Here is a 21942-nt window from a genome sequence, read left to right as displayed (position 1 = left end):
CTATGGCGATATATCTCACCGAACTGGCACCGGGAAACTTTGATTTTCCCTCTCCCTACTCTGCGCTGAAAGAACCTAATGGCCTGCTGGCGTTTGGGGGCGATCTCAATCCCGAGCGGATTTACCAAGGTTACCAAAGCGGCATTTTTCCTTGGTATGGTCCTGATGAGCCTATTCTATGGTGGAGCCCTTCGCCACGCGCTGTGTTTGATCCTAAGACCTTCATTCCGGCAAAAAGTGTGAAAAAGTTTCAACGCAAACACCAATACACTGTCAGTATTAATCACGCGACCGCTGATGTCATTGATATGTGCGCGGCGGTACGTTCTCCGGAAGAGACCTGGCTGAATGAAGAAATGCGTCAGGCCTACACTCAGCTTGCCCGTGCAGGAAAGTGTCATTCGGTGGAAGTGTGGCACCAGGACGCCTTAATTGGTGGGTTGTATGGTATTGAAGTAGGCCGATTATTTTGTGGCGAGTCGATGTTCAGCCTTGCAACCAACGCATCAAAAATTGCATTGTGGTATTTCTGCCATCATTTCAAAACCAATCAAGGTCAGTTGATTGATTGCCAGGTGATGAACCCGCACCTTAAATCATTGGGTGCAAAGGAATTATCCCGCGACAAATTCATGCAATCATTGCTATCTTTAAAAGAACAGCGTGTAACAGAAAGTTGTTTTCAACCTCAATGGCTGACTTGCCCGGTTGAAGCATCTGCTGAGGAGTAAGTATGAGTTCCGATCTGCAGCATATTCGTATTGGTCTCACCAACAACCATCCGTGCAGCTACCTCAAAGACCGTATGGAACGCGTCGCGGTCGCTATCGACACTCAGATGCAATCGCCAGAAAATTATGAAACTCTGCTGGCCAACGGTTTTCGCCGCAGCGGAGATACGATTTACAAGCCCCATTGTGATACCTGCAGTGCCTGCGAAGCTCTGCGGGTTTCTGTGGCAGATTTTGTACCATCCAAAAGTCAGAAGCGATTGCTCGCTAAAACGCACCGCGAGTGTCGTTGGGAACTTAAGGGCGATATGGACAAAAGCTGGTTCGCGCTCTATTCACGTTATATTAAAGCGCGCCATCGCAACGGCACCATGTACCCACCGCGCAAAGACGAGTTTGATAAGTTCGCACATTCTGAGTGGCTCGATACACGCTATTTGCATATTTATCATCATGATACCTTGGTTGCGATCGCGATTACCGATTTGCTTCCTCACAGCGCCAGTGCATTTTACACCTTCTTTGACCCGGACCACCCACTCTCGCTGGGCACACTCGGTGTGCTGACCCAACTGGAGCTTTGTCGACAAATGGGTAAACAATGGCTTTATTTGGGATATCAAATCGATGAATGTCCTGCCATGAACTACAAAGTGCGCTTCCAGCCTCATCAAAGGCTAGTAAATCAGCGTTGGCAAGGGTAGAATACGCCCCAACTTTACATATTGATTGATTAACGGCAGAATGCGGCCGTTAATTTTTGCCTAATTTCTAAAGAGGATTAAATGGCTAAAGAAGACGTAATTGAGATGCAAGGTACGGTCCTTGATACTCTTCCAAACACAATGTTCCGTGTTGAGCTAGAAAACGGTCACGTAGTAACAGCTCACATCTCTGGTAAAATGCGTAAGAACTACATTCGTATTCTTACTGGTGACAAAGTTACTGTAGAGATGACTCCATACGACCTGACTAAAGGCCGCATCGTCTTCCGTGCTCGTTAATCACTGATTTTCGAATGCAACAAAAACGGAGCTTTGAGCTCCGTTTTTGTTGCCTGAGAGACAGGATGAACAGCAAAGAAAAAGCGCACTACTCTGAGTGCGCTTTTTTGTTTGTGCCGTGAGATCAATGAACCACTTCTTCTCGTGTACCCATGTACTTGAAGGTGAGTTGATCTTCGTTCAGGTCCACTTTAACCGTACCACCATCCACCAGAGAACCGAACAGCAGCTCGTTGGCCAGTGGTTTCTTCAGCTGTTCCTGAATCACTCTGCCCATCGGACGCGCGCCCATTTCACGGTCATAGCCTTTCACTGCCAACCAGTGGCGAGCGTCTTCCGACACTTCCAGTGAGACACCACGCGCATCAAGTTGTACTTGCAACTCGACGATGAACTTGTCGACAACCTGATGAATCACACGCTCGTCCAGCGCGTTGAACCAAATGATGTGGTCCAGACGGTTACGAAACTCTGGCGTGAACACCTTCTTGATTTCCGCCATCGCATCATGACTATGATCCTGCTGAATCATACCGATCGATTTTTTCACCGTCTCCGCGACACCAGCGTTGGTGGTCATCACCAAAATCACATTGCGGAAGTCAGCTTTGCGGCCGTTATTATCCGTCAGTGTGCCATTGTCCATCACCTGTAGCAGCAGGTTAAAGATATCCGGGTGCGCTTTTTCAATCTCATCCAGCAGTACGACTGAGTGTGGATGTTTGATAACGGCATCGGTCAACAAACCACCCTGATCGAATCCCACATAACCCGGAGGTGCGCCGATCAAACGGCTGACCGAATGACGCTCGCCGTATTCCGACATGTCAAAGCGCAGCAGTTCGATGCCCAGCAGCTTAGATAGCTGGACGGTCACTTCTGTTTTACCGACCCCAGTTGGGCCAGCAAACAGGAACGAACCGACCGGACGATTGTCCGACCCCAGACCTGCACGAGTTAGTTTGATGGACTCGGTCAGAACATCAATAGCGTTGTCTTGTCCGAACACTAACATCTTCATCTTTTTATCCAGATTTTTCAGGATATCTTTGTCAGATGAAGAGACTGATTTTTCCGGAATACGCGCCATTTTGGCAACCATGGCTTCGATTTCTGCAACACCAACCGTTTTTTTACGGCGGCTGGCTGGCATCAAGCGAACACGTGCACCGGCTTCGTCAATCACGTCAATCGCTTTGTCTGGCAGATGACGTTCGTTGATGTATTTCGCCGACAACTCTACCGCGGCACGCAACGCTTCTTTGGTGTAACGTACATCGTGGTGCGCTTCGTATTTCGGCTTCAGACCCATCAGAATTTTGGTGGTGTCGTCTAATGAAGGCTCGACGATATCAATTTTCTGGAACCGACGAGAAAGCGCGCGTTCTTTTTCGAAAATATTACTGTATTCCTGATAAGTCGTTGAACCAATACAACGTAGCTTTCCGCTGCTCAGTAGAGGCTTAATCAAGTTTGCCGCATCTACCTGTCCACCAGACGCAGCACCTGCACCGATAATGGTGTGGATTTCGTCAATGAACAGAATGGCGTCTTTCTCTTTCTCCAACTGTTTCAGGATGGATTTGAAACGTTTTTCGAAATCACCACGGTATTTTGTTCCAGCCAGCAGCGAACCGATGTCTAACGAGTAGATCACGCTGTTCTGAATCACTTCAGGCACCTGGCCTTCTACAATTCTCCACGCCAAGCCTTCTGCAATGGCAGTTTTACCAACGCCAGCTTCACCCACTAACAGCGGGTTGTTTTTACGACGGCGGCACAACACCTGAATCGTACGTTCCAGTTCTTTGTCACGACCGATCAGAGGATCGATTTGACCTTGTTTCGCCAGATGATTCAGGTTAGTGGCAAAACTTTCCAGACGTTCATCAGAGCTGACGTCTTCACCACTCTCTGTGCCAAACGAATCGGACGATGGCTCATCGCCAGAACTGGATGCTTTGGTAATGCCGTGGGAAATGTAGTTCACGATATCCAGACGGCTGATATCATTTTTCTTCAGCAAATATGCAGCGTGAGACTCTTGCTCGCTAAAGATCGCCACCAGCACGTTGGCGCCAGTCACTTCACTGCGGCCAGATGACTGCACATGGAATACCGCGCGTTGAAGCACGCGCTGAAAACTCAGCGTTGGCTGTGTTTCGCGAGTTTCATCATTTTCAGGAATGAGAGGGGTTGTTTGGTCGATAAAAGTGTCAAGTTCACGACGTAATGTGTCGATATCTGCCTGACAGGCCAGTAATGCTTCCTTCGCTGCATCGTTTTCCAACAATGCAAGTAGGAGGTGCTCGACGGTCATAAATTCATGTCTTTTGTCTCGCGCCCGAGCGAACGCGCCATTTAGACTCGACTCTAGTTCTTTGTTAAGCATAAGGCCTCCTTAAGGAACAACCACATTGTCGTCGCAAGTGCTAAGCTCGCTCCATGGTACACAGCAGTGGATGCTCATTTTCCCTTGAGTACATTGTCACCTGTGCGACTTTCGTCTCTGCAACCTCTGCAGTAAATGTGCCACAAATTGCTTTCCCTTCGTAATGCACTTTCAGCATCACTTGAGTTGCTCTTTCAATATCCATCGAAAAGAAACGTTCCAGGATTTCGATTACAAAGTCCATCGGTGTGTAGTCATCGTTGTTTAACACCACGTTATACATAGCCGGCGGCTTAATTGCTGTTTCTTCTCGCTCCAGTAAATCTGAGCCTGGAGTTACCCATTCAAAATTTTTACTCATGACGGCCGTATTTCAGACTGTTTCTCAAACAAATTAGACATTCCAGTCCCTTCTATCAGCACGGTTTCATAACGTAACATGCTGTCAGTTCAGGTGAAAAACAACCCTTACTTAGAGACTAATGCAGCAATTGTATCGCTGCAAATAAAACATTGCTATTCAGCTTCATCACACAAGCAAACGTTCAAAAAGACGCCACCATTATGCAAACGCACTCACAATATGCTTCGCTATTTGCAAATAGCATTTTTATCAAAATGCCACGGATAGATAGGAAAGTTAACGAAGTTGCAATCAAACAAGTGCCAACTTGACGCAAGATGGCAACAAAAGTGATTTACTTATAAAACTCTATATCTTTATACGTTTTTACTATTGACTGTGTTCAATCATTGACTACATTGGTCAATTAGTGACTAAAAATTTGGCAGCGGCTGAATTGCTATTCACTATTTGGAGAGCTCTTCGATGGAGAAAAGAGAGTGTTCTCTTCAACAACATCAGTAACAAAATGCATGAGGGATGTATAGCATGGCTACAGGTACAGTGAAATGGTTCAACAACGCCAAAGGATTTGGGTTTATTTGTCCTGAGGGTGAAGATGGAGACATTTTTGCACACTACTCAACGATTCAAATGGATGGCTACCGCACACTGAAGGCGGGCCAACAGGTATCGTATGAGGTTGAACAAGGACCTAAAGGTTACCACGCGAGCAGCGTCGTACCGATTGAAGGTCAATTAGCAAAATAATCGCTGCCAAAACATTTGTAATACACAGTCAGTAAACTCTACCGGACTGAAAAAAGAAAACCCGCCAGCTGGCGGGTTTTTTATTGTCTGTGTATTTATGCGCGGTCAACAATGTGATTCAGAGTTGCACTCGGGCGCATCAGTGGTGCCGCTTTCTCAAATTCAGGCAGGTAGTAACCGCCCAAATCACCCGCAACGCCTTGCGCGCCATTCAGTTCAGCAACGATCTTCTCTTCGTTGTCTTTCAACTGTTGCGCGATTGGAGCAAATTCCGCTGCCAGATCCGCATCTGCAGTCTGCTCAGCCAGAGCTTCTGCCCAGTACATCGCTAGATAGAAGTGGCTGCCACGGTTGTCCAGTTCACCCACTTTACGTGATGGTGACTTGTTGGTATCCAGGAATTTGCCCGTTGCTTTGTCCAGTGCGTCCGCCAGAACCTGCGCTTTCGCATTGCCAGTCACCACGCTCAGGTGCTCCAGAGAAGCGGCCAGAGCCAGGAATTCACCCAGTGAATCCCAACGTAGATGGTTTTCTTTCTGAACTTGTTGAACGTGTTTTGGAGCCGAGCCACCTGCGCCAGTCTCAAACAGACCACCACCATTCATCAGTGGAACGATAGACAGCATTTTCGCTGACGTACCCAGTTCCAGAATTGGGAACAAGTCAGTCAGGTAGTCACGCAGTACGTTACCCGTTACCGAGATAGTGTCCAGACCTTGCTTGATACGAACCAGTGAGAACTTAGTCGCTTCAACCGGAGACAGGATCTTGATTTCCAGACCGGCTGTGTCGTGCTCAGGCAGGTACTGGTTCACTTTCTTGATCAGCTCTGCGTCATGCGCACGTGCTTCATCCAGCCAGAATACCGCTGGCGCGCCTGATGCGCGAGCGCGAGTTACCGCCAGTTTCACCCAATCCTGGATTGGCGCATCTTTTACCTGACACATACGGAAGATGTCGCCTGCTTCCACAGCTTGCTCAAGCAGTACATTGCCTTCAGCATCGACAACGCGCACGGCGCCGTCTGCATCAAGGATGAACGTTTTATCGTGTGAGCCGTACTCTTCCGCTTTCTGAGCCATCAGACCCACGTTCGGTACGCTGCCCATGGTGGTTGGGTCAAACGCGCCGTTCTCTTTACAGAATTCGATCACCGCTTGGTAAACACCCGAGTAACAACGATCCGGGATCATCGCTTTCGTATCTTTCTGTTTACCGTCTGGGCCCCACATTTGACCAGAAGAACGAATCATCGCTGGCATTGATGCGTCAACGATAATGTCACTTGGTACGTGCAGGTTGGTGATACCACGGTCAGAATCAACCATCGCCAGTGGTGGCTGAGTTTCGTAAACCGCTTGAATCGCCGCTTCAATTTCAGTGCGCTGCGCTTCTGGCAGAGTCTGAATTTTCGCGTACACATCACCCAAACCGTTGTTCACGTCAACGCCCAGCTCTTCAAACACTTTACCGTATTTCGCAAAGACGTCTTTGTAGTAGACCTTCACCGCGTGACCGAAAATCACTGGGTCAGACACTTTCATCATGGTCGCTTTCATGTGCAGCGACAGCAGAACGTTCTGCGCTTTCGCGTCCGCGATTTCTTTTTCGAAGAATTCAATCAGCGCCTTTTTACTCAGTACGCTGGTATCAATGATTTCTTTATCTTGTAGTGCGAATGGCTTCTTCAGCACTTTGGTTGAGCCATCATTGCCAACAAATTCAATCGAAACTTGAGTTGCACCGCTCAGCGTCACCGATTTCTCACTGCCAAAGAAGTCTTTATCTTCCATGCTTGAAACGTGTGATTGAGAATCTTTGGACCATGCGCCCATTGAGTGCGGGTTTTTCTTCGCATAGTTCTTCACTGATGCTGGCGCGCGGCGGTCTGAGTTACCTTCACGCAGCACTGGGTTCACCGCACTGCCTTTGATTTTGTCGTACGTTGCTTTGATCGCTTCTTCTTCGTAAGTGCTTGGCTCTTCAGGGTAGTTTGGTAGCGCGTAGCCTTTGTCTTGCAGCTCTTTGATCGCGGCTTTCAGCTGAGGAATAGAGGCTGAGATGTTCGGCAGTTTGATGATGTTCGCTTCTGGCGTCTGAGCTAACTCGCCCAGTTCAGCCAGTGCGTCGCCAATGCGTTGTTCTTCTTTCAAATGCTCAGGGAAGTTGGCCAGAATACGGCCTGCTAGCGAAATATCACGCGTGTCAACATTGATGCCTGACGATGCCGTGAATGACTGAATGATTGGCAGTAATGAATACGTGGCAAGCGCCGGTGCTTCGTCAGTAATGGTATAAATAATTGTAGGTTTTTCTGTAGGCATGAACTTTCCCTATTTGTTCTAACAGCACCGTTGGATGAAACAGCACTGTGTGAATGTCCGTACTCAAGTAAGTATTACATCCTCAAACTTGTGCACGATAATCCCACTCTTTCAAGTCTCAGGTCGAACGACATTCATTGTGTTCGGTTTAGTCCGTGAGTGAAGGCAGTTATAATTAAACAAAAGCAAGATAATAGTCTATCATCTTGTTCGTCAATCCTGTTTTCGGGCGCGCAAATGATAGCCTAAAATCGACAGCCAGAAAACTTTCAAACACAACTCATTCACATTTTTGCAAGGTACTTAACATGTCATCCCGCTCACCGCGAGCTTCTTCTCCCTCTTCTCGTCCCACAGGCAAATCTCATTTTAAACAGGCAAAACGCCCGGGTTCTGCACGTTCAAATAAGCCTGCGTCATCGGTGCGTTCACGTACCGACAAACCGAGAGTTTCACCTCAAGAACGTAAGGTTGTGATTTTTAACAAGCCCTTCGATACGCTGAGTCAGTTTACCGATGGCGATGGGCGTAAAACGCTGGCCGACTTTATTCCAGTCAAAGATGTGTACGCCGCTGGCCGCCTGGACCGCGACAGTGAAGGTCTGATGGTGTTGACCAACGATGGCATTCTGCAAGCCAAGCTGACTCAGCCGCAGTCCAAATCGCCTAAAACCTATTGGGTGCAAGTGGAAGGAGCCCCCCAGGAAGCGGATCTGGATAAACTGAGAAACGGTGTCGAATTGAAAGATGGCCCGACATTACCTGCTATCGTTGAAATCATGCCTGAACCTGAAGTGTGGGAGCGTAATCCGCCAGTGCGCTTTCGAGCCGCTATTCCGACAACCTGGCTCGCTATTACCATTATCGAAGGACGTAACCGTCAGGTGCGTCGCATGACGGCCAATATCGGTTTTCCGACTCTGCGTCTGATCCGTTATTCGATGGGCGATATTGTTCTGGGCGACCTCCAGCCCGGCAAGTGGAAACACATTGAGATTTAATGCGCCGACTTCCCATAAAAAACGCCCCAATCAGGGGCGTTTTTCTTTATTACTTGTGACGCTCTTTGAGCTTGTTAATCACATCGTTCATGGCAAGCCCTTGGTCTTGTAGCAATACCAGCAGGTGATATATCAAGTCTGCCGATTCACAAATCAGCTCCGCCTTATCACCCGACGTCGCCGCAAGCGCGACTTCAACGCCTTCTTCGCCCACTTTCTGCGAAATGCGTTTGGTGCCACGCGCATAAAGGCTAGCGGTGTAAGAGGATTCTGGGTCGGCACTCTTGCGGGCAGCCAGTAGCTGCTCAAGTTGATGAAGCCACACCATTTGCGACTCCTCTTGCGCGTCACCATCCCAACACGTCGTTGTGCCGGTGTGGCACGTCGGGCCAATCGGATTCACTTTGACCAGCAGAGTATCTTGGTCGCAATCAAGTGCAATGTTCTTGAGTTCAAGCACATTACCCGACGTCTCACCTTTGGTCCAAAGGCGCTGCTTGGTACGGGAGAAAAATGTCACCTGATTGGTTTCTATTGTTTTCGCAAGCGCCTCTTGGTTCATGTAGCCCATCATCAGCACCTGGCTGGATGCAAAATCTTGAACGATCGCCGGCACCAGACCATCGACCTTGTCCCAGTTAATACGGTCTGAGAGCGCTGTCGTTACTGCTTGGCTCATAGTCTTACCTCGATCTGTTGTTGTTTTAGATAGTGTTTGAGTTCACCGATATTAATGATTTGCTTGTGAAATACCGATGCGGCTAGAGCGCCGTCGACATTCGCCAACTTGAACGCGTCCACAAAGTGATCCATCGCGCCCGCACCACCAGAGGCAATCAGCGGAACTTTACAGACTGCACGTACCATATTGAGCTGCTCTAAATCGTAGCCATTTCGAACGCCATCTTGGTTCATCATATTCAGCACGATTTCACCTGCACCACGCTTTTGCACTTCTTGCACCCAATCTTTGGTTTCCCATTGAGTAGCCTTGGTGCGTGCTTCATCGCCAGTAAACTGGTAAACCTGATACTTGCCCGTCTCTTTGTCGTAATAGGAATCGATGCCGACGACGATACATTGAACGCCAAATTTATCCGCTAAATCGGTGATCAGCTGCGGATTGGCCAGCGCGGGTGAGTTGATGGAAACTTTGTCGGCACCAAACTCCAGAATGCGCGCCGCGTCATCTGCGGATTTAATGCCACCCGCCACGCAGAACGGAATATCAATCACTTCTGCAACGCGAGCCACCCAACTCTTATCCACCACTCGGCCATCGCTTGATGCGGTGATATCGTAAAACACCAGCTCATCGGCGCCTTCTTCTGCGTAACGTTTTGCCAGCGGTACGATGTCACCGATGATTTCGTGGTTACGAAACTGAACGCCCTTCACCACCTGACCATCACGGACATCAAGACACGGAATTATGCGTTTTGCCAACATGCGAATGCCTCCTCAGCGGTGAATTTGCCATCCAGCAGCGCGCGGCCTACGATAACGCCTGCGACACCAGTGTCTTTCAGTGCTTCGATATCCGCTAAGCTGCCAATGCCACCGGATGACTGGAATTGCACTTGTGGGTACTGCTTGCACAAATCGACGTACAAGCCCACGTTTGAACCGGCCAACGTACCGTCGCGTGAAATATCGGTACACAGAACGTGTTTGAGCCCAACGGTCAGATAGTCCTCAATCAGCGCTTCAATGGTCACGCCTGAATCTTCCTGCCAACCGGAGATGGCAACTCTGCGGACACCGTTGTCATCGATGTTGATGTCGAGCGCCAGCACGATTTTCTCCGCGCCGTATTTGCTCATCCAGCCTTTCACCAGCTCCGGCTGTTTGACCGCGGTGGAACCCACGACCACCCGTTGCGCGCCCGCTTCCAGCAGGTCAATCACATCTTGTTCGCTGCGCACACCGCCGCCGATTTGAATATTGGCTGGCGTACTCGCCAAGAGTTTGGCAATTAAGTCCAGTTGGCGCGCTGAGGTATCTTTCGCGCCGGTTAAATCAACCAAATGCAGCCAGTTTGCACCCGCTTGGTGATACAGGTTGAACTGCTCTGCCGGGTCTACTTTGTATTCGGTCACTTGGCCGTAATCGCCTTGATAAAGGCGAACGACCTGACCTTCAATTAAATCTAATGCGGGAATGATCATTCTAAATCCTTATTCCTGCCTGACGACATTGTCGCCAGACGTCAATCCTTACAGTTCCAGAAAGTTTTGAATCAGCTTAGAGCCTGCTCTTGAAGAGCGCTCTGGGTGAAACTGCACACCGTAGTAGTTGCCGTTTTGAATCGCGGCGCTGAAGGGCTGACCGTACTCACATTGCGCAATGGTGTAATCGCCGACGGGCATGGCAAAGCTGTGAACGAAGTAAAAGTACTCACCCTCTTCGATCCCTTTAAACAGCGGATTGCCAGCGTTGGCCGACACGGTATTCCAACCCATGTGCGGCAGTGGCAAATCACCCGTTTGCATCAGGCGGACCTCGCCACGGACAAGACCAAGACAATCGACAATCTCATCGGCTTTCTGGCCTTTTTCTTCTGACAGTTTACCCATCAGTTGCATGCCTAAACAGATACCAAGCATCGGCTTTTCAACTTTCTTGACCAGCTCGATCAGATTGCGCTGCTCTAGGTTTTTCATCGCTTCGCTGGCCGTACCGACGCCAGGAAGGAATAATTTGTCTGCCGCGAGCACGACCTCTGGGTCTTTCGAAATCGACACGTCGTAGCCCAAACGTTCAATGGCAAACTTCACCGAAGAGACGTTGGCACAACCGGTATCAATAATGACAACTTTCTGGCTCATCACAGCACCCCTTTACTGCTCGGCAGTTCATTGCCCTGCACCTGAATCGCTTGGCGCAGCGTGCGGCCAAAGGCTTTAAACAAGCTTTCGATGATGTGGTGATCGTTCTCGCCCGCCGATGACAGATGTAGCGTACACGCTAAGGTGTCGGTTAAAGAGCGGAAAAAGTGATACACCATCTCAGTCGACAAATCGCCAACCTGTGGGCGGCTGAAATCTGCGTCGAATTTAAGATACGGGCGACCCGATAAGTCCAGTGCGCATTGCGCCAAACATTCATCCATTGGCAGGGTGAAACCAAAGCGACCAATGCCACGTTTGTCACCCAGAGCCTCTTTCAGTGCCTGCCCCAAAGCCAATGCGGTGTCTTCTACCGTATGGTGATCGTCGATGTGTAAGTCACCCACGACTTTCAGTTTGAGTTGGAAGCCGCCGTGGGTCGCAATTTGATCCAGCATGTGGTCGAAGAAACCCAAGCCTGTCTCGATTTGATTGCCACCGGTTTCATCCAAATTCACCGCAACCAGAATGTCGGTCTCTTTGGTTTTACGTACCACTTCTGCTGTGCGCGCTTTGACGGTCAGGTCTTTCACAATCTCGCGCCAGCCCATGGTTTGCGGATTATATTGAATACCGCGAATCGCCATGTTCTCTGCCAATTGCAGATCGGTCATGCGATCGCCAATCACCACGGAGTGTTTGAAATCAACTTTGCCGCCTTGCAGGTACTCTTTCACCATGCCCAATTTTGGTTTACGGCATGAACAGTTGTCTTTTTCAAAGTGTGGGCAGATCAGCACGTCATCAAATTTAACGCCCTGAGATTCGAAAATCTCCATCATCATATTGTGTGGCGCATCGAAATCTTCTTGTGGGTAGCTGTCAGTCCCCAATCCGTCCTGATTGGTCACCATGACCAGACGGTAGCCCGCGTCCTGAAGAGTCAGCAGACTCGGAATCACATACGGTTCGAGTTTGAGTTTGTCTAAACGGTCGACCTGAAAATCGACAGGTGGCTCAACAATTAAGGTGCCATCACGGTCGATAAAAAGAATTTTCTGTTGATTGCTCACGGGAATGTCCTTTTCTTACGGCAGCGATACCCGCTGCCTGTCATAACTTTTAATTACTGGTAGTAGTTGCGAATAAACGCGACCGTTTTCTCACACTCTTCACGGTTACCCACCGAAATGCGCACACAATTTTCAATCGGTGAATTGCGCAAGATGATGCCGTGTTCCCATGCTGCTTTAAACAGCGCGTCGCCATCCGGGAATTTCACCAGCAAATAGTTGCCCCAGCCTTCAAATACCTGGACACCGTCAATCATCTGCAAGCCAACCTGCAGGTAAGCACGGTTGGCATTCAAATCCAGCACCTGGAATTTGGCACGTGCCAGCCCGGCTTCAGACAGCGCCTGCACCGCGATATCCGCCACAGGCACCGGCACTGGGTAAGGGGCAATCACTTTCAGCAAAACGTTGATAAGTTCAGCGTTTGCCAGCGTGAAACCACAACGTAGCCCGGCCAGCGCAAATGCTTTCGACAATGTGCGCAGAATCGCCAGATTCGAGTACTCAGCCAGTAAGTCAACGGTGGACGCTTCCGGGCAGAAGTCGATATACGCTTCATCCATCACCACAATCGCGCGGCCTTTGGTCATCTCTAATAATGAGATGATGTCTTCGCGCTTCACCAGATTTCCGGTTGGGTTGTTCGGGCTGCACACAAACACCAATTTCACGTTGTCCAGATTGGCTTCGATAGTTGGCAGATCAAGTTGCCAGTCTTGGGTAAGCGGTACTTTCTTGCGTTCTACACCAAAGGTTTCGGCACTGATGGCGTACATACCGTATGTCGGCGGACAGAATAAAATCGCATCTTCATTCGGTTCACAAAAGGCACGAATCAACAACTCGATGCCTTCATCAGCACCGCGCGAAGTCAGAACCTGTTCTGGTTTTACACCAGCGTAATTGGCATAAGCCTGAATCAAGGCTTTAGGTTGGCAATCGCTGTAACGGTTGAGGCGGGCAAAATCCGTTTTGTACTCGTTATCAAATGGTGATTCATTGGCATTCAGCCACACATCACCACTACCACCAATGCGGCGTGCAGACAGATACGGGGTCAATGCCTGAACTTGTTTACGTGCGAGTTTTTCCATGATGATTAAGCCTTCTGTAACTTTTCTACTCGAATGGTCACGGCACGTTTGTGTGCATCCAGACCTTCCGCATTTGCCATTGCCACAACGGTCGGAGCCAGAGTTTGCAGACCCTCTGCACTCAGCTCTTGCACTGTCATTCGTTTACTGAAGTCTGCCAAGCCCAAGCTTGAGTACGTACGGGTATAACCGTAGGTTGGCAGTACGTGGTTGGTACCTGATGCGTAATCGCCAACCGACTCTGGCGACCAGTCACCCAGGAAAATAGAACCAGCGTTGTCAAGCAGTGGTACCAACTCACGTGGATTTTTGGTCTGAACAATCAGGTGCTCCGGACCATAGAAGTTTGAAATCGATACCGCTTGAGTCAGTGACTCAGCAATGATGATTAAGCTTGATGCCAGCGCTTTTTCAGCGATACCGGAACGTGATAGTTCTTTCAGTTGCTTTTGCACTGCGTCGGTCACTTTGTCGGCAACGACTGGTGATGGCGTCACTAACACAACTTGAGAATCTGGGCCGTGTTCTGCCTGGCTGAGCAAATCAGCAGCGATAAAATCTGGGTCAGCGGTATCGTCAGCAATAACCAATACTTCTGACGGACCTGCTGGCATATCAATCGCCGCACCGCGGAAATCGTTGCTCACCTGACGCTTAGCTTCGGTGACATACGCGTTACCCGGGCCAAAAATCTTATCGACTTTAGCCACGGTTTCGGTGCCGTAAGCCATGGCCGCAATCGCCTGGCCGCCGCCAACGTTATAGACTTCATCAATCTTACACAGCTTGGCTACATACAGAATTTCGTCGGCAATCGGCGGCGGTGAACACAGCACCACTTTACGGCAACCCGCAATTTGCGCCGGAACACCCAACATCAATACTGTTGACGGCAGTGGTGCGCTACCACCCGGAATATAAAGGCCCACTTTATTGATGGCGCGTGTCACTTGCTCACACACCACACCCGGCATGGTTTCGACCTTAATTGGTTGCGGTTTCTGTGCTTTATGGAACTTTGCGATATTGGTGTAAGCCTGCTCCAGTGCCTGTTTCATCTCGTCGCTAAGACGTTCAGACGCTGCGTCAATTTCGTCTTGAGTGACACGAATCGATTCTGGTGTCACACGGTCAAACTTTGCAGTCAGCTCCAGCAGCGCAGCGTCGCCTTCTGCACGCACCTTCGCGATCACTTCCGAAACGGCAGCAGTAATATTGGCACCTTCTGCAATGGCTGGACGCTCCAGAATGGAATCTTGCTGAGTCTCACTCAACGATTGCCAAACAACAGTTCTCATCGCGATTACTCCATAATCTTTTCGATTGGTAGAACAAGAATAGAACTTGCGCCTAATGCTTTCAGCTGTTCCATCGTTTCCCAGAACAGATTCTCTGAGCTCACCATGTGCACGGCCACCTTGGTTTTATCTGCTGAAAGAGGCAGAACGGTTGGATCTTCAGCACCCGGCAACAGGGATTTCACTTGCGCCAGTTTATCGACCGGAGCATGCAGCATGATGTACTTCGATTCTTTTGCTTGTTGAACGCCCTGCATACGAGCCAGCAGCTTTTCAATCAGTTCAACTTTATCAGCCGCGAAATCACCGCTACGCTGAATCAGAACCGCTTTAGACTGGTAAATGACTTCCACTTCTTTCAGGCCGTTCGCTTCCAGAGTTGCGCCAGTAGAAACCAAGTCAGCAATAGCGTCAGCCAAGCCAGCACGTGGTGCCACTTCCACCGAACCGGTTAGCATACAAGTAGTGAAGTCAATGCCCTGCTCATCCATGTAGGCTTTTAGCAGTTGCGGATAGGTGGTTGCGATGCGTTTGCCACGCAGATCTTGTGGACTGTTGTATGGCAGTTCTTTATCGATGGCGATAGACAGGCGACAGCCTCCGAAATCCATACGACGCAAAGAAACAAATTCACTCGGCTGGTTGAGAGCCTTACGATCAAGACGGGTTTCTTCCAGTACGTTTTCACCCACGAAACCTAAATCCACAACACCGTCCATGATCAGGCCAGGAATATCGTCATCACGAACCAGCAACAGGTCAATCGGCATATTTAGTGAGTGCACGACCAGGCGCTCACCCATGATATTGAATTTCACACCACATTTTTTCAGCAGTTCCTGACACTCTTTGCTCAGGCGACCTTTCTTTTGAATTGCGATTCTTAGGCGTTGTGTTTGCATTACATTCTTCCTTAATAACTTGTTGAATTTATTTAAGATTTATAAAAGCCAAATAGTAAAAAACCCTCGAGAGATTGGTCTCCCGAGGGTCTGAAATCTGTAAATATTTTCATGTAACCACCGGGAGCGTCCTGCCTCCCGGGTATGCGTACATCTCCCGAAAGACAACTTAGGGATGATGGTGATGATGAATGTTCATTACAAAATTACGCATACTTAACAACTTTGGGTTGGTTAACTGGATTGCTTTCAACACTAACCAAGCTGGAGATAATTTGCAACCGCTAATTTATATTTTTTTCACCTGATGAATCCACACCGAAGCGGTCTCCATCACCAACCCGAAGAAACGAATAAAGTATTAGTACGGAACTCATCCGATTTTCTTAGCGGCCACTTCCTCAATTTCATCAAAAAGTGATATTTGAGCGCAAGTCACTGACAAAGATATGCGTCACATCACATAAAGATGAGTAAGCCTTTGTGGTTTCTTAAATGTAAGACACGGTCTAGACCTTAAGTTACGCTAAGTTTAAAGAGGTCATTTTACCTTGGTATAGTGAAGTGAGTGCTCATGTAGATTCATTGTGTGCCGCAGCTTACAACACGCTGGAACTGATCGGCGAGAGCTCCAGCATGGCAGATGTGCGCAACAAGATTTTGAAATACGCCAACAGTGACGCTGAAGTCCTTATCCAAGGTGAAACCGGTGTGGGCAAAGGTCTGTGTGCCAAACTGATACATAAACTCTCTGCGCGGCGTGATCACCCATTCATTGAAGTGAACTGCGGTTCCATCGCCAGTGGTCTGATTGCGTCTGAACTGTTTGGCCACCAAAAAGGCGCATTTACCGGCGCTATTTCTGACCATATTGGTTACATCCAACGCTCGCACAACGGCACACTATTTCTCGATGAGATTGGTGATATGCCACCAGATTTGCAAATTCATCTGCTGCACTTTCTTGAGTCCAAAAAGATGCAGCGTCTGGGCTCAGACAGCAGCGTAGTGGTCAATTGCCGCATTATTGCGGCCAGCCACGTGGATTTGAAGCAAGACATTATTCAAGGCGGATTCCGGGAAGATTTATATTATCGCCTCAATATTTTGCCGCTCTTTATTCCCCCATTGCGTGAGCGCAAAGTCGATATCACCGGCTACGCTCAGTATTTCCTCAATGTGTTAAGCGATGGTAAGAAAAAACATCTGACCAAACCGGTACTGGATTATCTCAGCCGCCACTCTTGGCCGGGCAATGTGCGGGAACTGCGCAACGTGATCCAAAGAGCGATCATTATGTGTGGTGATAAGAACATCACTATTGCAGATTTGGGATTAGAAATTATCGACCGTCAAATGCTGCCCGCTTCCGATACGATTGATTCCGACTATTTATTGCAGGTCATCAGCGATCATAAACACAATATGAGTGCCGCAGCCCGCTATATGGGAATATCTCGCACCACTCTTTACCGACTTTTGAAAAAGTACAATCTGCAGAAATAAAAAACTCCGCCTGGGCGGAGTTTTTTATTTGGAATTCGACGATTAAGCCGTTTCGCAACTGGTCATTTTCGCTTTTGACAGACTGACAAAAACAAAACATACCGCGATGAAGGCTGCGCTCGCTGCGGCAAACGACAACATCACTGACGCCGTCATACCCAGCACCACGAAACCTACCGCAGAAACACCAGCTACCGCCAAAGAGTAAGGAAGCTGCGTTGATACGTGATCGATGTGATTACAACGTGCACCAGTTGAAGACAGAATCGTGGTATCTGAAATTGGTGAACAGTGGTCACCAAATACCGAACCTGCCAGCACAGCACTCAGCATTGGCAGCATCAGAGCTACATCGGTAGCACCAGCCATATCCCCTGCAATCGGCAGCATGATGCCGAATGTGCCCCAAGAAGTGCCGGTCGAGAACGCCATAATGCCCGACAGAGCAAATAGAATCACTGGCAGCCAGTGTGGGTTGATGTTGCCTTGCACCATGGATGAAAGGTAAGCACCGGTTTTCATGTCGCCGATAACAGAACCGATTGTCCAGGCGAAAATCAGAATCAGAATCGCACCGAACATCGATTTCGCACCGATCCACAGTGTTTTCGCGATTTCACCCAAACCAATACGCTGCTTCAGAACTGTATACAAAGCCACAGCCAAACCAACCAGGCCACCGTAAATCAGTGAAGTACCCACATCAGTATTTTCAAATGCGCCAAGCACGTTGAACGTAATACCATCGCTGGCCAGTGATTGACCACCCGTGAAGAGCATCGCGCCAATAGTAGCGATGATCAGCAGAACGATAGGCAGTATCAGATCAGACACTTTACCGTGCTCGCTTTCGCGGATATCCAGCTCTTCATTGAGATCATGAGCCGCTTGAGAGTCACTATCATCGTCACTGTCGAAACCACGGCCCTGAGACGCATTAATTTCATGTTGACGCATTGGGCCGATGTCCATCTTGAACCAGACCACCGCGAATACCATCAACAGAGCGAAGATCGCGTAGAAGTTCATCGGTACCAGACGCATGTACGCACCCAGTGGCGAATAGTCAGTGATACCGTGTGACACCAGAATGCCACCGATGATGGTCATAATGTAGGCACCCCAGCTTGATGCTGGCATCACCACACACATTGGCGCTGCGGTCGAATCCAGAATATACGCCAGTTTAGCGCGAGACACGTAAAAGCGGTCAGTAACCGGACGAGCAATAGAACCTACGGCCAGGCTGTTAAAGTAGTCATCAACAAAAATGAATACGCCCAGGAAAGCGGCCAGAAGTTTAGAGCCTCGTTTACTTTTCACTCGAACCTGAGCCCACTCAGCGAACGCACGAGTGCCGCCAGAGAGTGTCAGCAACGCCGTCATCATACCCAGCAGAAGCAGGAAGCCAACAATACTCATGTTCCAAGTATTTAGACCGCCGTCTTCAACAAAGACACTCGATACTTTAGAACCAACATAGCTCAATGCCCCACCGACAGAGTAGTCAGCAAGAAGTAACGCACCTAATAAAATACCTACACCGAGAGATACCAATACTTTGCGGGTAACAATAGCCAGGCTAAGAGCCACCAGCGGCGGAAGTAAAGATAGTGGAGAGGAAGCAAAATCAATTACATTCATGATCTTCAAAAACCAGTAATAAATGGCTAGAGATCTACTGCAGACAAACCACGCAACGCTGCACGCAATTTATGTTGAACTAAGCGAAAGGGAAGCGAACACTTCACCCAACCCTACAGTAGCGCTCCATAGTTTAACAACAATATAGACTATGGCAGTGTTGCCCCTATTCGCTGACAACCCCAGCCAGCCGCTTTGATGTGCGAACTGACTTCGGCGATAAAACCTTTCATCATGGTTCATTGGCATCACCCCAACCATGAGTACTATTCGATACCGCGCCTCTACATCGAAAGTAGGACATAAGTGGCAGTTAATACAAATTAACCGAATCTCACGTCGTACTTCCCATTAGGTGGGCGCTATTGTACTTATCAAGATTGTCAATGCAACATATCCTGTTATTTTAATTCGCCCACACAATGTCACATTGAACTTACATCCATTGATACTCATTTCATATCGCTATGCAATGGATATCACTTTGCATATATATAATGAAAGAAAAAACACCCATCTATTTAACTGAAATTGGCGCTAAAACCTTAATTAACTTATGGATGAATGGATTGCACAATAATAGTGAATGTCGCGCATTTAAGTTTTGACAGATATTTTGCTTAATATTCTGTATTCAATGTTGCCAGAATAAATTCCTAGGTTTAGTATTGAACTGTTAATTATTTTATTTCATAGGAAACGGTAATGTCGGAAGTTACGAAAACTCTATTGAATATTCGCAGCCTGCGCGCTTATGCACGCGAATTGACTCTGGAGCAGCTAGAAGAAGCTTTGGATAAATTAACTATCGTTGTTCAAGAGCGTAAAGAATCTGAAGAAGAAGAACGCGCAGAACGCGAAGCTCAGGAAGCGAAACTGGCAGCAATTGCAGAACAAATTGCAAAAGACGGCATTGATGTTGACGCGTTAATTACTGCTCTTGCTGGTGAAACAAAAACTAAAGCAAAAGGCAAACGCGCTCCTCGTCCAGCGAAATACAAATACATGGACAACGGCGTAGAAAAGACCTGGACAGGTCAAGGCCGTACACCTTCTGTTATCCAGAAAGCTCTGGACGAAGGTAAATCACTGGAAGAGTTCGCTCTCTAAGCCTTTGTGCTCTTAGATCCAAGTAAAAAAGCTCCTTCACGGAGCTTTTTTTATTTTTGATATAATACCATTATCTCAGCAGACCAAACGTTATATTAAACTTACTGACTATAATTGGTTGCATATAATCAGAAAGGTCTTATCGCCCTTTCAGATTTTTCTGACATTTTAAGTCATTGTTGTCTAAAAAATTCAGCGCTTTTACTTTTAGATTGAGAACGTCGTTCTCTAATTACCCATCAACAAACTGCAGATAAAAAAACGCCACCGTTCACGGTGGCATTTTCTTAAACAAAGAATTAGCGTTCCCAGTACGCTTCTTCCAAACTATCTTCACGCTCTGGCAGTCCACGGGATAAACGTGGCGAATGTTGAACCAACACCTCATAACTCACGCGATTTGAATATTTACAAACCTGAGAAAATGAAGAATAGGTTAAGAATTCATGCTGGTGTTTGCTTGAATTCGGAACATTTTCTTTATGGTATTTATTTGCTGCCATATCGTGCAGTAGAGCAGACAAAGCGGCATCACCGGCACCATTGGTGTTTTTAATTTTCTCCGGACCACCCATATAAGGAGAAATATGAGAATAAATACGAACAGGATTAATGCAGCTGATTTTGCTGGCAGGACGGCTGAACTCATAGCGGTTGAATTCTGGAATCGAGCCAGGCAATAAAGGCAGAGAGGTTTCGCGTTTCGCTGAATCCTCAGTATAACCCGCCATAAACAGGCCAACCGGACCTGCGGTACACAGAACCAGGTCAACCCAGTCCAGCGCTTTATCTGACGCAGCCAGAGGATCACGCTCGCCCGTCAGAGCCTCCGCTTCATCTTCGTTCATCGCGACAACCGTCACGTGGTCACGCAGGAAATCCTGCCAGAATTTAGGATCGTCCTGAATCACGAACTTGGTACCCAGCGTCAGTACCACAGGAACGTCGTATTTTTTCGCGTACTCAATGGCGCGCATGGTGGCTTCCGGCATCGGGTCGCCTTCTTTACAACGCACCAAATAGGCGGTAATTACCAACGCTGAAGCACTTTTGAAAATCTTCTCAGGAATATTTTCCGGGCTCAGTTGGTTCATCTGACCTTCACTGATCGCAAACGTGCGCTCACCGTCTTCAGTAATCAGAGCGAAACAGCGGCCAATAGCGCCATCGACACCCTGCAGGTAATTCAAATCCATGCGGCTGGAGGTATTACACAGATAACGGTAACCATAACTGCCGATTTTAATATCCTGACTCATTACGCCTAATAAGGTCGAACGATCATCAGCCAGTACAGAATAGTTATGAAGTGTGTTACCGATAGTGCCACCCGCATATTCATTGGTAATCAGCTGTTCAGACTTCAACTCATTGTACAGTGCTTCAGCCGCTTCATCGCTGATGACCAGCGAGTGCCCTTTACTCAGACCATAACGCTCAATCAAGTCAGTATCGACTTTCGCTTCAATATCCACCAGAGTTTGGTCGATACCAATAATATGAGTGCGCGACATTTTTTTGCTTTCTTGTGCTTGAATCACAAGAGGATCGCGCGCGTGAACAGGGAAATAATGCTTGGATTTGCGTTGGCCAGGAAATTTCATAACGTCAGTTTGGGCTTGGGAATGAAAGGATGCGCGATTCTACCTCGCACCCTATAAGGCGGCAACTCACACAATTATAGCAAACGATTGCAACGTGGATATTTTTATCAACGCCATAAATAAGAACGATTACATTCTGCAGCTATGTTTATATTGGCGAATTGCTCAGCGATATTTGTCGCAGGAAAGCAGTCAATATTTATCCCCTTCCCTTCGGTCATTTTTCATTGGGCCTTTTGTACAGCGCTTCGCCACTGGCGGAAAGAGCATCAAATAGCATCGCAAGGAAGTGTGATTGCGGTCGCGGATCTGTCCTC

20 protein-coding genes, 1 riboswitch and 1 other annotated feature are annotated in these 21942 nt (G+C 48.2%); of the genes, 7 read left to right on the top strand and 13 right to left on the bottom strand.

Annotation, left to right across the window (positions count from 1 at the left end):
- Nucleotides 1-2: 2 nt before the first annotated feature.
- The 3 genes from aat (at nucleotide 3) to infA (ending at nucleotide 1735) form a co-directional block, all read left to right on the top strand.
- The gene (gene aat, locus LGV68_RS02455; protein ID WP_020428720.1) at nucleotides 3-731 is read left to right on the top strand and encodes a leucyl/phenylalanyl-tRNA--protein transferase; all 729 of its coding nucleotides are present in this window, start codon (nucleotides 3-5) and stop codon (nucleotides 729-731) included.
- A gap of 2 nt (nucleotides 732-733) precedes the next feature.
- Nucleotides 734-1435, top strand: a complete 702-nt coding sequence (locus LGV68_RS02450; RefSeq protein WP_047458158.1) for an arginyltransferase — start codon at nucleotides 734-736, stop codon at nucleotides 1433-1435.
- An 81-nt stretch (nucleotides 1436-1516) separates the two neighbouring features.
- Complete coding sequence (gene infA / locus LGV68_RS02445) at nucleotides 1517-1735, top strand: translation initiation factor IF-1 (RefSeq protein WP_006075347.1); 219 nt, start codon at nucleotides 1517-1519, stop codon at nucleotides 1733-1735.
- Between the two features lie 124 nt (nucleotides 1736-1859).
- On the opposite strand, the gene clpA is transcribed toward infA, so the two are convergent.
- Together clpA and clpS are read right to left on the bottom strand one after the other, a co-directional pair.
- Complete coding sequence (clpA, locus tag LGV68_RS02440; protein WP_020330219.1) at nucleotides 1860-4127, bottom strand: ATP-dependent Clp protease ATP-binding subunit ClpA; 2268 nt, start codon at nucleotides 4125-4127, stop codon at nucleotides 1860-1862.
- 40 nt (nucleotides 4128-4167) lie between these two features.
- Nucleotides 4168-4488, bottom strand: a complete 321-nt coding sequence (gene clpS / locus LGV68_RS02435) for an ATP-dependent Clp protease adapter ClpS (protein ID WP_020330218.1) — start codon at nucleotides 4486-4488, stop codon at nucleotides 4168-4170.
- Between the two features lie 531 nt (nucleotides 4489-5019).
- Here clpS and cspD point away from each other — a divergent pair.
- A complete protein-coding gene (cspD, locus tag LGV68_RS02430; RefSeq protein ID WP_020330217.1) occupies nucleotides 5020-5241 on the top strand; it encodes a cold shock domain-containing protein CspD in 222 nt (73 codons plus the stop codon).
- 95 nt (nucleotides 5242-5336) lie between these two features.
- Here cspD and LGV68_RS02425 read toward each other — a convergent pair whose 3' ends face one another.
- A complete protein-coding gene (locus LGV68_RS02425; protein WP_020330216.1) occupies nucleotides 5337-7565 on the bottom strand; it encodes an NADP-dependent isocitrate dehydrogenase in 2229 nt (742 codons plus the stop codon).
- A 308-nt stretch (nucleotides 7566-7873) separates the two neighbouring features.
- Here LGV68_RS02425 and LGV68_RS02420 point away from each other — a divergent pair, with 308 nt between their 5' ends.
- The gene (locus LGV68_RS02420) at nucleotides 7874-8566 is read left to right on the top strand and encodes a pseudouridine synthase (protein ID WP_252536172.1); all 693 of its coding nucleotides are present in this window, start codon (nucleotides 7874-7876) and stop codon (nucleotides 8564-8566) included.
- Nucleotides 8567-8615: 49 nt separating this feature from the next.
- Here LGV68_RS02420 and hisIE read toward each other — a convergent pair whose 3' ends face one another.
- Genes hisIE through hisG form a run of 8 tightly spaced genes read right to left on the bottom strand, consistent with a single transcriptional unit; the run spans nucleotide 8616 to nucleotide 15761 of the window.
- A complete protein-coding gene (gene hisIE / locus LGV68_RS02415; RefSeq protein WP_020330214.1) occupies nucleotides 8616-9245 on the bottom strand; it encodes a bifunctional phosphoribosyl-AMP cyclohydrolase/phosphoribosyl-ATP diphosphatase HisIE in 630 nt (209 codons plus the stop codon).
- The gene (gene hisF, locus LGV68_RS02410; RefSeq protein ID WP_020428733.1) at nucleotides 9242-10015 is read right to left on the bottom strand and encodes an imidazole glycerol phosphate synthase subunit HisF; all 774 of its coding nucleotides are present in this window, start codon (nucleotides 10013-10015) and stop codon (nucleotides 9242-9244) included. Before hisF ends, hisIE begins: the two co-directional genes overlap by 4 nt.
- Entirely contained in the window at nucleotides 9997-10734 is a 738-nt protein-coding gene (gene hisA, locus LGV68_RS02405; RefSeq protein ID WP_171933689.1) for a 1-(5-phosphoribosyl)-5-[(5-phosphoribosylamino)methylideneamino]imidazole-4-carboxamide isomerase, read from the bottom strand. The genes hisF and hisA overlap by 19 nt, the downstream gene beginning before the upstream one ends.
- A 48-nt stretch (nucleotides 10735-10782) precedes the next feature.
- On the bottom strand, nucleotides 10783-11394 hold the full coding sequence (hisH, locus tag LGV68_RS02400; RefSeq protein WP_061056406.1) for an imidazole glycerol phosphate synthase subunit HisH: 612 nt from the start codon (nucleotides 11392-11394) through the stop codon (nucleotides 10783-10785).
- Nucleotides 11394-12467: a bifunctional histidinol-phosphatase/imidazoleglycerol-phosphate dehydratase HisB gene (hisB, locus tag LGV68_RS02395; RefSeq protein ID WP_024374599.1), complete on the bottom strand. Its 1074-nt coding sequence runs from the start codon at nucleotides 12465-12467 to the stop codon at nucleotides 11394-11396. Before hisB ends, hisH begins: the two co-directional genes overlap by 1 nt.
- 53 nt (nucleotides 12468-12520) lie before the next feature.
- The gene (gene hisC, locus LGV68_RS02390; RefSeq protein WP_020330208.1) at nucleotides 12521-13561 is read right to left on the bottom strand and encodes a histidinol-phosphate transaminase; all 1041 of its coding nucleotides are present in this window, start codon (nucleotides 13559-13561) and stop codon (nucleotides 12521-12523) included.
- Nucleotides 13562-13566: 5 nt separating this feature from the next.
- Nucleotides 13567-14859 (bottom strand): histidinol dehydrogenase, encoded by a 1293-nt coding sequence (hisD, locus tag LGV68_RS02385; protein ID WP_020330207.1) that lies wholly within the window; start codon nucleotides 14857-14859, stop codon nucleotides 13567-13569.
- A gap of 5 nt (nucleotides 14860-14864) precedes the next feature.
- Nucleotides 14865-15761 carry an ATP phosphoribosyltransferase gene (gene hisG / locus LGV68_RS02380; RefSeq protein WP_020330206.1) on the bottom strand — a complete coding sequence of 299 codons (897 nt, stop codon included), beginning with the start codon at nucleotides 15759-15761 and terminating at the stop codon, nucleotides 14865-14867.
- 54 nt (nucleotides 15762-15815) lie between these two features.
- Nucleotides 15816-15952: a sequence feature (His leader region), on the bottom strand.
- A 373-nt stretch (nucleotides 15953-16325) separates the two neighbouring features.
- Between hisG and LGV68_RS02375 the strand changes: the two genes are divergently transcribed.
- Nucleotides 16326-17267, top strand: a complete 942-nt coding sequence (locus LGV68_RS02375; RefSeq protein ID WP_038128219.1) for a sigma-54 dependent transcriptional regulator — start codon at nucleotides 16326-16328, stop codon at nucleotides 17265-17267.
- A 42-nt stretch (nucleotides 17268-17309) separates the two neighbouring features.
- On the opposite strand, the gene LGV68_RS02370 is transcribed toward LGV68_RS02375, so the two are convergent.
- A complete protein-coding gene (locus LGV68_RS02370; RefSeq protein WP_020428744.1) occupies nucleotides 17310-18911 on the bottom strand; it encodes a Na+/H+ antiporter NhaC family protein in 1602 nt (533 codons plus the stop codon).
- A gap of 111 nt (nucleotides 18912-19022) precedes the next feature.
- Nucleotides 19023-19206: riboswitch (Lysine riboswitch) on the bottom strand.
- Nucleotides 19207-19616: 410 nt separating this feature from the next.
- Between LGV68_RS02370 and LGV68_RS02365 the strand changes: the two genes are divergently transcribed.
- On the top strand, nucleotides 19617-20021 hold the full coding sequence (locus tag LGV68_RS02365; RefSeq protein ID WP_020330203.1) for an H-NS family nucleoid-associated regulatory protein: 405 nt from the start codon (nucleotides 19617-19619) through the stop codon (nucleotides 20019-20021).
- Nucleotides 20022-20320: 299 nt separating this feature from the next.
- Here the strand turns inward: LGV68_RS02365 and LGV68_RS02360 are convergent, their stop codons facing one another.
- The gene (locus tag LGV68_RS02360; protein WP_020330202.1) at nucleotides 20321-21625 is read right to left on the bottom strand and encodes an inosine/guanosine kinase; all 1305 of its coding nucleotides are present in this window, start codon (nucleotides 21623-21625) and stop codon (nucleotides 20321-20323) included.
- Nucleotides 21626-21942 lie beyond the last annotated feature (317 nt).

It is taken from the genome of Vibrio sp. LQ2 (genome assembly GCF_023920125.1).
Lineage (GTDB): Bacteria > Pseudomonadota > Gammaproteobacteria > Enterobacterales > Vibrionaceae > Vibrio > Vibrio fluvialis.
Note: the sequence above shows the minus strand (reverse complement) of the source record. Positions and strands in the feature narration are given on the sequence as shown.